The 13,126-nt window shown below is 70.5% G+C and carries 10 protein-coding genes; 3 read left to right on the top strand and 7 right to left on the bottom strand.

Features of this window, described 5'->3' with window-relative positions:
- Nucleotides 1-109 precede the first annotated feature (109 nt).
- Nucleotides 110-1,705 carry a methyl-accepting chemotaxis protein gene (locus AB0M88_RS12920; protein ID WP_364099922.1) on the top strand — a complete coding sequence of 532 codons (1,596 nt, stop codon included), beginning with the start codon at nucleotides 110-112 and terminating at the stop codon, nucleotides 1,703-1,705.
- Here AB0M88_RS12920 and AB0M88_RS12915 read toward each other — a convergent pair.
- The 7 genes from AB0M88_RS12915 to AB0M88_RS12885 are packed head-to-tail and all read right to left on the bottom strand — an operon-like array spanning nucleotide 1,702 to nucleotide 10,769.
- Nucleotides 1,702-4,008: a hypothetical protein gene (locus AB0M88_RS12915; RefSeq protein ID WP_364099920.1), complete on the bottom strand. Its 2,307-nt coding sequence runs from the start codon at nucleotides 4,006-4,008 to the stop codon at nucleotides 1,702-1,704. The genes AB0M88_RS12920 and AB0M88_RS12915 overlap by 4 nt on opposite strands.
- On the bottom strand, nucleotides 4,005-6,344 hold the full coding sequence (locus tag AB0M88_RS12910; RefSeq protein WP_364099917.1) for a hypothetical protein: 2,340 nt from the start codon (nucleotides 6,342-6,344) through the stop codon (nucleotides 4,005-4,007). Before AB0M88_RS12910 ends, AB0M88_RS12915 begins: the two co-directional genes overlap by 4 nt.
- A gap of 8 nt (nucleotides 6,345-6,352) precedes the next feature.
- Nucleotides 6,353-7,543: an acyl-CoA reductase gene (locus AB0M88_RS12905; protein WP_364100001.1), complete on the bottom strand. Its 1,191-nt coding sequence runs from the start codon at nucleotides 7,541-7,543 to the stop codon at nucleotides 6,353-6,355.
- A 5-nt stretch (nucleotides 7,544-7,548) separates the two neighbouring features.
- Nucleotides 7,549-8,583, bottom strand: a complete 1,035-nt coding sequence (locus AB0M88_RS12900; protein ID WP_364099914.1) for an acyl-protein synthetase — start codon at nucleotides 8,581-8,583, stop codon at nucleotides 7,549-7,551.
- Nucleotides 8,580-9,797 (bottom strand): AMP-binding protein, encoded by a 1,218-nt coding sequence (locus AB0M88_RS12895; RefSeq protein WP_364099911.1) that lies wholly within the window; start codon nucleotides 9,795-9,797, stop codon nucleotides 8,580-8,582. Before AB0M88_RS12895 ends, AB0M88_RS12900 begins: the two co-directional genes overlap by 4 nt.
- Nucleotides 9,794-10,531, bottom strand: coding sequence for an SDR family oxidoreductase (locus tag AB0M88_RS12890; RefSeq protein WP_364099908.1), 738 nt, complete (start codon nucleotides 10,529-10,531; stop codon nucleotides 9,794-9,796). Before AB0M88_RS12890 ends, AB0M88_RS12895 begins: the two co-directional genes overlap by 4 nt.
- Nucleotides 10,524-10,769 carry an acyl carrier protein gene (locus AB0M88_RS12885; protein ID WP_364099905.1) on the bottom strand — a complete coding sequence of 82 codons (246 nt, stop codon included), beginning with the start codon at nucleotides 10,767-10,769 and terminating at the stop codon, nucleotides 10,524-10,526. The genes AB0M88_RS12890 and AB0M88_RS12885 overlap by 8 nt, the downstream gene beginning before the upstream one ends.
- A 245-nt stretch (nucleotides 10,770-11,014) precedes the next feature.
- On the opposite strand from AB0M88_RS12885, the gene pseB reads away from it, so the two are divergent.
- Nucleotides 11,015-11,998, top strand: coding sequence for a UDP-N-acetylglucosamine 4,6-dehydratase (inverting) (gene pseB, locus AB0M88_RS12880; RefSeq protein WP_364099903.1), 984 nt, complete (start codon nucleotides 11,015-11,017; stop codon nucleotides 11,996-11,998).
- Nucleotides 11,995-13,122 carry an aminotransferase class I/II-fold pyridoxal phosphate-dependent enzyme gene (locus tag AB0M88_RS12875; RefSeq protein ID WP_364099900.1) on the top strand — a complete coding sequence of 376 codons (1,128 nt, stop codon included), beginning with the start codon at nucleotides 11,995-11,997 and terminating at the stop codon, nucleotides 13,120-13,122. The genes pseB and AB0M88_RS12875 overlap by 4 nt, the downstream gene beginning before the upstream one ends.
- The last annotated feature ends 4 nt before the right edge of the window (nucleotides 13,123-13,126 follow it).

Raw genomic sequence — 13,126 nt, 5'->3', positions numbered from 1 at the left:
GTCATTGACGCTAGGCATCGGAGCGCCCCCTTCCGATCCCGCTCGCCGCCCGACCGACAGTAGGGTTAACCTGACCACCGGCTCAACCCCGTTGTGATTTTGTGGATGCATGAGCTGGTTGCGCCCTTTGACCGACCGCCGCGTCGGCACCAAAATCATGATTGCGGTGTCCATCGTCGCCGTCTTCAGCGTGTTCGACGGGCTCTGGGCACTCGACAGCCTCGGCGCGACCAACCGGCAGGTCAAGGTGGTCTACCGACATAGTCAGGAACTCGATGCCATAGGAGCACTGCACAGCGCGGTGAACCAGGCCTGGCTCGCCGCCGACGACTATCTGCTGGCCCCCGACGCGACGACCCGGGCCGCCGCCGGCGCCGCGCTCACCGCGGCCCGGGCCCAGGTCGACCACGACGCGGCGACCTATCGAAGCTATCCGCTCAGCAGCGCGGCCGCGGGCGATGTCGCCTCATTCGACGCCGACTGGGCCCGCTACCTCACGGTGCTGCAAAATCAGGTCCTGCCGCTGGCCGGCTCGGCCGGCCGGTCACGCCTCGACGCCGTACGCAAAAGTCAGGTCGCCCCGCTCATGACGACCGTGCGCTCGGCCCTCACCAGCCTCTCCACCCGCACCGTGGCCGACGCCGCGGCCCAGGAGAACACGGCCGAGAGCCGGTACCAGTCGACCAGGACCTGGGTGATCGTGCTGCTGGTGGTCAGCGCGCTGGCCGGGCTCGCGCTGGCGGCCGGCATGGCCCGGCTCATCGTCGGCCCGCTCGGCCGCTGCGTGGCCGCGCTCGACCGGATCGGCCGGGGCGACCTCACCACCCGCATCGCCGTGGAGAGCAAGGACGAGATCGGCCGGCTCTCGCAGACCCTCAACCAGACCGCGTCCGCGGTCGGCGGCATGGTCGGCAAGGTGCACGCCAGCTCCGATCTGCTCGCCACCGCGTCCGACCACCTCTCCACCGTCTCGGCCCAGCTGTCGGCCTCGGCCGAGGAGGCGTCGGCCCAGGTCAGCACCGTCTCCGACTCGGCCGACCGGGTCAGCGACGGCGTACGCGCGGTCTCCGCCGGCGCCGAGGAGATGGGCGCCTCGATCCGCGAGATCGCCACCAACGCCGGTGAGGCGGCCGGGGTGGCGGCCGACGCGGCGAAGACCGCGGCCGACACCAACGCCAGCGTGGCCAAGCTGGGCGACGCGTCGGCCCAGATCAGCACCGTGGTCGCCCTGATCACCTCGATCGCCGAGCAGACCAACCTGCTGGCGCTCAACGCGACCATCGAGGCGGCGCGGGCCGGCGAGGCCGGCAAGGGCTTCGCGGTGGTCGCCTCCGAGGTCAAGGACCTGGCCCAGGAGACGGCCAAGGCGACCGAGGAGATCACCGCCCAGGTGGCGGCGATCCAGGCCGAGAGCGAGGGCGCGGTGGCCGCGATCGGCCGGATCGCCACGGTGATCTCGACGATCAGCGAGTACACCACCACGATCGCCTCGGCGGTCGAGGAGCAGACCGCCACCACCAGCGAGATCGCCCGCAGCGTGAGCGACGCGGCCGAGGGGTCGTCGAGCATCGCCGAGAACATCCATGGCGTGACCACGGCCGCCCAGCAGGTGACCGACGGCGCGACCCAGACGTCGACGACCGCCGCCGAGCTGGCCACCACCGCGGCCGAGCTGCGGACGACGGTCGCCGCGTTCCGGATCTAAAGCTCGAACACGCTCACCGGGCCCGACTGGTAGCGCAGGTGGCAGACCCGCGCCAGCTCGGGTGAGACGCCGCCGACGCGGGTGTCGGCGAAGAGCCACTTCACGTGGTACTGCCGGCGGAGCTGCTCGACGTCGGCCGCGTTCCCCTGGGCGAACACCCGGTCGTTGAGGGCGAACTGCTCCGGATGGGGCGGCGGCTGAAACATGTACCGTTCGCCGTTCGTCCCGTCCGCCGCCACCGCCTGGTCGGTGTAGCCCCAGCTCTCCACCAGCGCGCGCCGGCCGGTGAGCCCCACGACCCAGAACGCGCGCGCGTCGCAGTGGGCCGGCTGGTTGCCCATCTGGCAGTGCACGTTGGTGGCGATCACGTCGTCCTTCCCGGAATGGTCGCCCAGCCAGAGCGCGGCCCGCATCTCGTCCGCGGTGACCGACAGCCGGACCGCCGCCACCGCCGCCTTGCCGTGCAGGTCAGCATCCACCCGCGCGTTGACCGGCCCGGCCAGCGACGCCCCGAGGATCGCCGCGGTCAGGCCGGCCGGAACGGCGCGCCAGGCGAACCGGCCGATCGCGACCCGCCAGACCACGAGCACCACCAGGGCCACCCCGGCGGCCACGGCCGCGGTCACCAGTAGCGGGTCGAACATGGCCCGGAACCAGTCGCCGACGGTGTCGTGCCGGGGCGTGAAACCGTTCGGCGCGAACACCTCCCAGAGCGCCCCGGCCGCGAGCCCGGCCACCACCGGCCGCCAACCGCGGGCCTGATCGGCCAGCAACCAGACGGTCAGCAGCCCGGCGAACGGTGCCGCTCCGACGAAGAAGTAGATCTGGCTGGACGCCGCGTGCCAGATCACCCAGAGAGCTCCGACGCCGGCCGTCGTGATGCCGGCCAGCAGCCACGCCGCCGGATCGACCTGGGTGCGCCGACGGGTCAGCGCGACCATCCCGAGCAACCGGGGCACCTGGACGACCAACCACCAGGCGAACATGCCGAGTGCGACCCGGACTCCGTACGCCCCGTGGCTTTCGATGCCGGTCGGCAGCAGATGGGTGGCGTCGATCGGGTCGTCCGCTCCGATCGTCCGCCGGAAGGGCAGGAACCATTCGAGGACCGCGAACACCTGGATGGCCAGGGAACCCGCGCCGCCGCCGGCGAAGAGCCTCGTGCCGAGCACCATCGCCACCAGGGTCAGCCCGAACATGAGCAATCCGGCGCGCAGCCGGTCCCGGTGGCGCAGCAGGAGCACCAGCACCGCCAGCGCCATGCCGGCCACGAACAGGGGCAGCGTGCTCTCCTTGGCCCCGGCACAGGCCAGCGCCAGCGGGAACACCAGGGCCCAGGTCCCGCCCAGCCGGCGGCCGTGCAGCACGTCCAGACTCACCGCGATCAGCAGGCCGAGCAGTGGCAGGGCGTACGACTGGGAGGGGCTCAGGAAGGAGAACGCCGAGCCACCGAAGGCGGCGACCACCGAGCCGAGCATCAGCGGCCACGCGAGCAACGAGACGGCTCCACCGAGCGCGCCCGCCCACCACTTGCCGGTCAGTTCGCGCGCGATCGCCGCGCAGACCAGCACGGTGGCCAGCCCGATCGGGACGATCCAGAGCCGGAACAGCAGTGTGGTCGCCGGGATCCGGGTGATCATGCTGGCCGTGGCCATGTCGGCGTCGGACAGATAGTGGTAGCGCAGCGTGTCCCCGGCCACCTGCGGCACCTGGAACGGCATCGAGCGGGTCATCTCGTGCACCAGCGCGAGGTGGTAGGTGAGGTCCTGGTAGTAGTCGGCGGTGGCCGGCGGCAGCGGGTTGTCCCGCCAGAACGACCAGGTCACCGCCACCAGGGCGAGTGCCACCGCGGCGAGGATCCACGACCAGGCGGCGGGCAGCGGCCGGCGCTCCCCGGCCGGGATCCGCCAGTGCCGGCGCAGCCCGGGTACGGCCACGAACAGCGCGATGACCAGCAGCGGCCAGCCCGGCAGCAGGATCTGCAGGCCGGTCGCCGCCGCGAGCGCCCAACCGATGATCAACACCAGCAGGCCGGTGGCCGCCCCGAGCCCGAGGTCCTCGGGCAGGTTGCCCCGGCTGCCCCGCAAGGCCCGGTGCACCAGCGTGCCGGGCAGCACGATCGCCACGGCCAGGTACGCCGCGTAGAGCGCGATGTCACCGGCCGGCGTGCCGAATCTCAGCAGGCCGAGCGTCCAGGCGAGCGCCGGGACCAGCCACGGCACCAGGGTCCCCAGGAGCCGCCCGCGGGTCCCGGCGGCGGGTTCGGTGTGCGTGTCCACCGGGCGTTCGGCGAGGAGGCTCACGACACCGCGTTCAGCTGATAGACGGTTACCGGGCCGGCGGTGTAGCTGACGTGGGCCACCCGGGCCAGGGCCGGCGCCACCTCACCGGCCCGCGTGTCCGCGAAGAGCCACTTGACGCCCTTCGCGCGCAACTCGGCCACCGAGGCGGCGTCACCGGTCGTGAAGACCCGCTCGTTGAGCGAATACCGGTCCGGGTACGGCACCGGCTGGTACATGTACTTCAATCCGTTCACTCCGTTCGCGCCGACCGACTGGTCGGAGTAAGCCCAGCTCTCCACGTAACTTCGCCGTCCGCCGAGCCCGGCAACCCAGAACGCGCGGGCATCGCACTTCTTCTTCGCGCTCACCGCGTTCATCGGCATGCAGTGCACGTTGGTGGCGACCACGTCGTCGGCACCCGCGTTCTGGTCGAGCCACTGGGCGGCCCGCATCTCCGACGTCGTGACCTCGGCGCGCAACGGCACCGGCCCGTAATGGGCGTGGATGCCGCGGGCCGTGACCTCGAGATTGGCCGCCACGCTGCCGCCCAGGACGGCGGCCAGCAGGGCGACCGGCACCGCGCGGAGCGCCCGGCGCCGCCAGATCGCCACCCCGATCGCCGCGAGGACCACCGCTGTCCCGGCGGCGACCAGCACCGGAACGACGAGGGCGGTCTGCCAGGCGTCGACGGTGGAGTGGGACGGCGGCCGGTACCGGAGACCGAACCACATCCACAGCGCCCCGGCCGCGGCGCCGGCGGCCAGTACCGGCCAGCCGCGGCTCCGCAGGGCGACGGCCCGTACGGTCAGCACCACGCCGAACGGCACCGCGCCGTTGAAGAAGTAGACCTGGCTCGCCGCGGGATGCCAGAGCAGCAGCGCGGCGCCCAGCCCGGCCAGGATCATCCCGCCGAGCAGGACGGGCGCGGGGTCGCCGGTGCCCGTCCGGCCGGGCACGACCAGACCGATCAGTCGCGGCGACTCCATCAGCAGGAACCAGCCCATCAGGATGGCGACGAAGAGCAGGCCACGGCCGTCCGCGTGCTGCATGCCCGGCGGGAACAGCCCGTCCCGGCTCACGCCGTCGTCGACGCCCAGCGTCTGGCTGTACGGCTGCAACCAGCGGAACAGGCTCAACGGTTGCAGGCCCAGTGTGCCGGCGCCACCGCCGGCGAAGAGCCGGAAGCCGACGGCCATCCCGAAGGCGACCGAGGCGAGCAGGCCGACCGCGGCCCACGGGATCGTGCGGCGCCGCCACCACAGGTAGAGCCCGGTGAGCAGCACACCGGCCAGCAGCGGCGGCAGGGCGCTCGACTTCGCGCCGGCGCAGGCCACCGCCAGCACGGGGAGGGCGCCCCAGCCGGCCCGGCCGGCCCAGCCGCGGGCCACCCGGTCACCGCGCAGCTTCTCGACCGCGACCAGGGCGAACAGGGTGAGAAGCGGTATCGAGTAGGACAGGGACGGACTCAGCAGGGAGATCGGCTGGGTGCCGAACGAGATCGGGGAGTTGCCGAACAGAGGTTGGCCGGCGAAGGCCACCGCGGCGGTGACCGGGCCGGCCCACCAGCGCGGGGCGACCATACGGGTGAGCGCCGCGATCGTCACCGCGGCCGTCGCGGCCACCGGCAGGATCCAGAGCCGCAGGAACACGGTCGTCGGCGCGATGTGCGTGACCATGCTGGCCGTGGCCATGTCGGCGTCGGACAGGTAGTGGTAGCGCAGTGCGTCTCCGGCCAGCTGGGGCACCTGGAACGGGAACGACCGCATCATCTCGTGGATCAGCGAGAGGTGGTAATAAACGTCGGGGTAGTACTGGGTGGTGACCGGCGGCAGCGGGATGGTGCGCAACTGCGCCGCCGCCCAGGCGACCAGGGCCAGCAGCACCGCCGCCATCGCCCAGGACCAGACGAGCGGCAGCGGGGACGGGTCGGCGATGCGCCAGTTCCGGCGCAGCCCCGGCACCGCCAGGAAGAGCGCCAGGATCAGGATCGGCCAGACCGTCAGGATCAGGTGCTGGCCGGTCGCGGCGCCGATCGCCCAGCCGACCAGCTGCAGCAGCATGCCGGTGGCCGCGCCGAGACCGAGGTCCTCGGGCCAGTTGCCGCGGCTGCCCCACAGGGCGCGGAAGACCAGCGTGCCCGGCAGCACGACGGCCAGCCCGACGTACGCGGCGTAACCGGCGGTCGCCCCGTCGGGAGTCCCGTAGTGGTGCAGCACGAAGCCGGCGACCACGGCCACGACCAGCCACGGCAGCAGCGCCCAAACCGTCCTGACCAGACGCGGTGTGATGGCCGCCGACGGAGTGACCTCCACCGGCACATCGGCGACCTGGTTGTCGATTTGCCCCGTGGAGGTCATCGGCTCCATCAGTTCTGGAGAACGGTCAAGCGCGTGAACTCACGCGGCAGGTCGTAGCCATCCCAGATCGCTCCGAAGGTCAACGCCTGGCCGAACGGCACGATCCGGTCCACCCCGCGTCCGCCGAGTGCGCTCGCGAACGCCCGCAACTCCTCCGGCGCGAAGCCGAAGTGACTGAACGTCTGATCCTGCCGGTTCATCGCCGGCACCAGGTCGAGCAGGGAGCCGACCTGGGCGAACGGGAAGGCACCGGCCCCGATCCAGTGCCGCGGCGCGTCCGGCACCGCGGTCAGCGACATCGAGGTCACCGCGTTGGCCGGGAAATCCATCCGGGTGATCGCGCCGGTCGCGGCCAGCCCGTACGCGTTGACCCGCTTCTCGACCGCCATCGCCGCGTCGACCTCCCAGCCGCGCTGGGCGACGACCTCGAGCAGCAGGGTGAGGAACTCGTCGCGTACGTCCTCGCCGTCGTCTCCGACGAGGAAGACCGTGCGCGGCGACGAGCAGGCGGCCTGGTCGAACCAGTACGCGTCGTTGGAGAACCCGACCACGGCCTGGCGCCGCGCGGCCGGATCGGCGGCCCGCCAGCCGGCGACCGACAGCGCGGCCCAGCTCGTACGGTCGGGGAAGGTCAGGTCGCGCCCGGACGGCCGGAGCGGCTGCCTGCGGATCGTGTTGACCGCGACGTCGCCACCCCAGATCACCCGTAGGTCGCACCACTGGCTGAGGGCGGCGGTGACCGCGTCGTCCCGGCCGTACGTGATCATGCGCTGGGTGCGGCCGATCACCGGGTCGGCGTCGGCCAGCGTGGCGTTGAGCGCCTCCAGGATCGTGTCGGCCGCGGTCGCCGAACGCTCCGAGATCCGCACGATGTTGTGGTTGCCGGCCAGCGCGGACAGCGCCCACGAATACACGAAGATGGTGTCCACGTTCGCCGGCGGCACGTGGAAGACGTTGCCGCGCGGGAAGACGAAGGCGTCCTCGCGCCGCATCCGGGCGACCGCCCGGGTGAGCTCGGCCGGGCGCATGAAGTAGCCGAGCGAGCCCAGCTCCGGGTGCCGCCGGGCGACCGACGGGGCGAGCAGCCGGCGGGCCAGCTTGCTGAGGAAGTCGACGACCCGGGGGTCGCCGACGGTCAGCCGGTCTTCGGCGAGGGCGGGTGCGGTGAGGTCGCCCTCGGCCCCGAACCGGAAACGCACGCCGTTCACGCCGCCTCCTTGTAGGTGTCGGAGCAACCCCGCGCCTCGGCCCGCGGCAGCCGGCCGAGCACCGAGAAGCGCTTGCCGGGCCAGTCGCCGTCGTCGATGCCGTGCACCACGCCGAGGTCCTCGGTGAGCAGCACGTGCCCCGGGTAGGACGTGGGCAGCGTGCTCACCACCTCGAGGAGACCCGGTTTGCCGGGCGGAAGCTCCGCCCAGGTCTGCGGGTCGCGAACCACCACGTCCGCGAAGTCCGGGCAGTACAGCGAGCCACCGGACGGTCCCTCCAGGAAGATCGTGCCGATCTGCTCGACCATGCCGTAGAAGTTGTGGGTCCGGGTCAGTCCGACCCCGGCCAGCCGGCGCCGGAACTCCTCCGGCGACACCGCCTGGTCGACCAGCTTCTTCCAGCCGCCCGAGTGGATCAGGATGCCGTTGCTCAGGTCGAGCCCGTTGTCGCGGGTGACCTCGTAGAGGTGCAGCCACACCATGAAGGTGAAGCCGAAGATCAGGAACGGCTGGTCGCCGTGCTTCTCGAGGAAGCTTTTTATAGCGGAAAGGTCGACGAGCCCTTCGTTGTCGAGCGCCCAGACATGGTCACGCCCGAATGTCGACATGCCGAGAACGCCGGCGCCCCGGGCGCTGAACGACTTGCGGTCCTTGAGCATCGCCTTGGTGTCGACCAGCAGCATCGGCAGCCGCTTGGGGCCGAGCACGCTCTGCACGGTGGCGCCCAGCTGCCGGGTCTGAGTGGCGGCGGCCACCTTGTCGAGGTAGATCTTGCTGACCTCGCCGGTGGTGCCGCTCGACGTGAGGACCTTGAACACCTCGTCGTCGCCGATGCTCTTGAGGTCGAGGTTCTTGAACAGGCGTACGGGCAGCCAGGGCAGGCCGGCGACCGAGTCGGCGCCGGCATATCCGTTGGCGGCCAGGATCCGGGCGTACGGCTCGCACCGCTCCCGGTGGTGCTCGACGAGGCCGGACAGCTCCTCGAGCAGCACCTTCTCCTTCTCCGCCTGCGGAAGGGTGAAGACACTCACAGCGACGCCTCCAGGGCCCGATAGTCGGTCTTGCCGTTGGGCAGCAGAGGTAGGGCCTCGATGCGGTGCACGACCACGCCGGTGTGGTGGGTGCCGAGCCATTCGGCGATCTTCGAGCGGAGAGCCTGCTCGTCGTCGAGGTCGACCACGAAAACCACCAGTTTGTCGTCGCCGGCGACGGCCGCGACCGGGAAGTTCTTCTCGACGTCGTCGAGGTTGATGCGGACGCCGAAGACCTTGGCCATCCGCTTGAGGCGGCCGGTGATGAACAGGAAGCCCTCGTCGTCGAGCCGGCCCAGGTCGCCGGTGCGCAGCACGCCGCCCTGCTCGTCGCCCTTGGCCAGGTCGGCGGCGGTCTCGGCGTAGCCCATCATGACGTTGGGTCCGTGGTAGACGACCTCGTCGTTCTCGATCGTGAACTCGCCGCCGGGCAGCACGCGGCCGACCGATCCCAGCTTGTCGGCGAGCCGGTCGGCGGGCAGTGTCGCCATCCGCGGGCCGGCCTCGGTCTGGCCGTACATCACGAAGAGCCGGCCGCCGACGGTCGCCATCTTCTCGGCGAACTCGGTGACCCGCTCGGTGCGCAGCCGGCCGCCGGCCTGGGTGAGCGTGCGCAGCGCCGGGTATTTCGCCGGGTCGAAGCGCAGGCGGCGGAGCATCTCGTACTGCGAGGGCACGAACGCCATCGAGGTCACCTGGTGCTCGACCGCGGCGTTCCAGAAGGTGCGCTGCATGATGCCGGTGCGCTCGAGCACGACCGTGGCCCCGCGGATCAGGTGGGAGTTGAGCACCGAGAGACCGTACGAGTAGAACAGCGGCAGCGTCGTGATCGCGACCTCGTTGCCGTCGATCTCCAGCGCCTCGGCGATCTGCTCGGCGTTGGTCCGCACCGCCGTGCGGGAGAGCCGGACCAGCTTGGGGTTGCCGGTCGAGCCGCTCGTGGTCAGCAGCAGCGCCAGGTCGGGGTGCACCTGGTCGGTCCGGAATCCGTCGGCGAACTGGTTGTGACCGCCGTCCGGGTCGAGCAGCAGCACCGGCTTGCCGAGCCGGAGCGCGGCCACGTAGCGAGCGATCGACGCGACCGTGGTCTCGATCGGCAGGATCACGATCGTCTCGCCGGCCAGCGCGGTCGCCTCGGCCTCGATCAGCTCTTCGGTCAGGGTCTCGCCGGTCACCGCGTCGATGACGCGGGCCGAGGGGTGAAGCAGATTCACAGCGACAATCCTCCGTCCACCCCGACGACCTGACCGGTGACGAAGCGAGCCTGGTCGGAGAGGAGGAACACAATGACGTCGGCTACCTCGCCGGGCTCGCCGAGCCGCCCGAGTGCGGTGTCGGCGATGCGCTCGGCGCGGCCCTTCTCGTCGAGCGAGTCGAGCATGTCGGTGGCGATGAACCCCGGTTCGACGGCGTTCACCCGGATGCCCTGCGGTCCGAGCTCCTTGGCCGCCGAGCGGGCCAGGCCGGCCACGGCCGCCTTCGACGCGGCGTAGACGGCCTGACCGGCGATGCCGCGGGTCCCGGTGATCGACGAGACCAGGACCACCGCGGGGTTGCTCCCGCGGGCCAGCAGCCGGGCCGCGCCCCGCAACGTGTACGCCGCGCCGGCCGCGTTGACCGCGAAGAGCCGCTGAATCGTCGCGTCGTCGGTCATCCCGAGCATCCCGGCCGCGTGGGTGCCGGCGTTGACCACCAGAGCGTCGAGGCGCTTGAAGTTCTGGAACGCGACCTGCATGAGGGTCTTGCTGGTGGCCGGGTCGGCAATGTCACCGTGCGCGGTGAGAACCGTCACGCCGTACTTCTCCGTAATCGTCTCGGCCGCTTCCGTAACCGCTTCCGCGCGACGGCCGTGCAGCACGAGTTGATAGCCGTTCTCCGCGAGTCGTACGGCAGTGGCGAAACCAATACCGCGGGAAGCCCCGGTGACAAGGGCCACCCGCTCACTCATCGAACGACACCCCGTATTTACCGAGAATTCGTACTGCCTCGGCAAAGCTGGACATGTTGATCACATCGTCCGTGTCGATCATAACCTCGAATTCATCTTCGAGGGTCGCGATCAACGACATGTGCGCCAGCGAATCCCACTTCTCGTTGTCTTGATAGTGCAGGTCGTCCACGGGCGCGTCCGCCGGCAGTTCGAGGGCGGTGCGGAACGCGTCACGCAGTCTCTGCAGCTCAATCACGGGGTGACTCCAAGGTGGGGTGGCTAAGTGGGGTGGACAGAGGACTCCTACTTTCTTACAGCCTCGTGGTCCGCAAAACCAAGGTAAGTTGAACGAGATATGAACGAGTGCTGGCGTTTTCCATTCGCCCTGGAAATGCCACGAGAGCTGGTTATGCTTCCGCCTCGAACCCCATCCGACCGCCCCACCCGCCACCCTCGAGCGGACTGAAGGCTAGCTATCGTGCCCACCCCCGGGAGCTAAACGTGTCTGAAATCAGCGGATCCTCGATCCTCGTCACCGGAGCCACCGGTTCGTTCGGGAAGGCGTTCCTGGATTACGCGCTGACCCACCTCGACCCGCAGCGCATCGTCGTCTTCTCCCGGGACGAGTTGAAGCAGTACGAGGTCCGCCAGATGTTCGGCGACGACAAGCGGATCCGCTTCTTCCTGGGCGACATCCGGGACCGTGACCGGCTGGCGCGAGCCATGCACGGCGTCGACTACCTGGTTCACGCCGCCGCACTCAAGCAGGTCGACACCGCGGAGTACAACCCCTCCGAGTTCGTCGCGACCAACATCAACGGTTCGCAGAACGTGATCGACGCCGCGATCGACGCCGGCGTCAAGAAGGTCGTCGCGCTCTCCACCGACAAGGCGTCCAGCCCGATCAACCTGTACGGCGCCACCAAGCTGGTCGCCGACAAGTCGTTCATCGCCGGCAACCACTACGCCGCCACGCACCCGACCCGCTTCTCGGTCGTCCGGTACGGCAACGTGATGGGCAGCCGCGGCTCGGTCGTCCCGCTGTTCCGCAAGCTCGCCGCCGAGGGCAAGAGCCTGCCGATCACCGACAAGCGCATGACCCGCTTCTGGATCACGCTCCCCCAGGCCGTGAAGTTCGTCGTCGACTCGTTCGACAACATGCGCGGTGGCGAGCTGTTCGTGCCGCGCATCCCGAGCATGCGGATCATGGACCTGGTCGAGGCTGTCGCGCCCGACTCGGCGACCCACGAGACCGGCATCCGCCCGGGCGAGAAGCTGCACGAGGAGATGATCGCCGCCGACGACAGCCGCCGGACGCTGCGCTTCCCCGACCGCTACGTGGTGCAGCCGGTGGTCGCGAGCTGGGGCTACGAAACCCCGCAGGGCGGCGAAGAGGTGCCGGACGGCTTCAACTACCGGTCGGACAACAACGACCTGTGGCTCTCCATCGACGACATGCGCAAGCTGCTCGAGGAGAAGAAGTGACACTGCCGTACGGGCGGCAGTCGATCGACCAGTCCGACGTCGAGGCCGTGGCCGCGGCGCTCACCAGCGACTGGTTGACGACCGGCCCGCGGGTGGCCGACTTCGAGGCCGACATCGCGGCGATCGCCGGCGCGCCCGCGGTCACCGTCACCAACGGCACGACCGCGCTGCACACGGCGTACGCGGCGGCCGGAGTCGGACCGGGTGACGAGGTCGTGACGACCCCGATGACGTTCGTGGCCACCGCGTCGACCGCGATGCTGCACGGCGCCACGATCCTGTTCGCCGACGTCGAGGACGACACCGCCAACATCGACCCGGCCTCGGTCGAGACGCTGGTCAGCGAGAAGACCCGGGCGATCGGCGCGGTCGACTACGCCGGGCACCCGGCCGACTACGACGCGCTCCGCAAGATCGCCGAGCGGGTCGACGCGGTCGTGATCGGCGACGCGGCGCACGCGATCGGCTCGACGTTCCACGGGCGGCCGGTCGGCACGCTGGCCGACCTCACCACGTTCAGCTTCTTCCCGACCAAGAACCTGACCACGGCCGAGGGCGGCGCGGTCGCCTCGACGCGTCCCGACCTGCTCGACCGGGCGCGCACGTTCCGCAACATCGGCATGGTCCGCGACCGCGACCAGCTCCGCCACCCCGACGAGGGCGGCTGGTACTACGAGGTGCAGGGGTTCGGGCTCAACTACCGGCTGCCCGACGTGCTGTGCGCGCTCGGCAGCTCGCAGCTGCGCCGGCTCTCCGCCTTCAAGGGCCGCCGCCAGCAACTCACCGCCCGGTACGACCGGCTGCTCGCCGACGTGCCCGGCCTGCGCCTGCCGGTGCAGCGCGACGGGGTCGACCCGATGCGCCACCTCTATCCGGTGCGCGTCCTCGACGGCCGCCGCCGCGAGGTCTACGACCGTCTCCGGGCCGAGGGCATCCTCGTGCAGGTCAACTACATCCCGGTCTACTGGCACCCGATGTTCGAGGACCTCGGATATCGCCGCGGCATGTGCCCGGTCGCCGAGGCCTTCTACGCCGAGGAGCTATCGTTGCCGCTCTTCTACGACCTGACCGACACCGACCAGGACCGCGTCGTCGAGGCGTTGCGAAACATTCTCGGGGGATAGCCCG

This window comes from Actinoplanes sp. NPDC051411, from assembly GCF_040682075.1.
In the GTDB taxonomy this organism is placed as follows: Bacteria; Actinomycetota; Actinomycetes; order Mycobacteriales; family Micromonosporaceae; genus Actinoplanes.
Note: the sequence above shows the minus strand (reverse complement) of the source record. Positions and strands in the feature narration are given on the sequence as shown.

Excerpts from the sequence above, each read along its gene's own strand:
- AB0M88_RS12920 (WP_364099922.1), top strand. The coding sequence starts at position 110 with ATGAGCTGGTTGCGCCCTTTGACCGACCGCCGCGTCGGCACCAAAATC.
- AB0M88_RS12910 (WP_364099917.1), bottom strand. The coding sequence starts at position 6,344 with ATGACCTCCACGGGGCAAATCGACAACCAGGTCGCCGATGTGCCGGTG.
- AB0M88_RS12890 (WP_364099908.1), bottom strand. The coding sequence starts at position 10,531 with ATGAGTGAGCGGGTGGCCCTTGTCACCGGGGCTTCCCGCGGTATTGGT.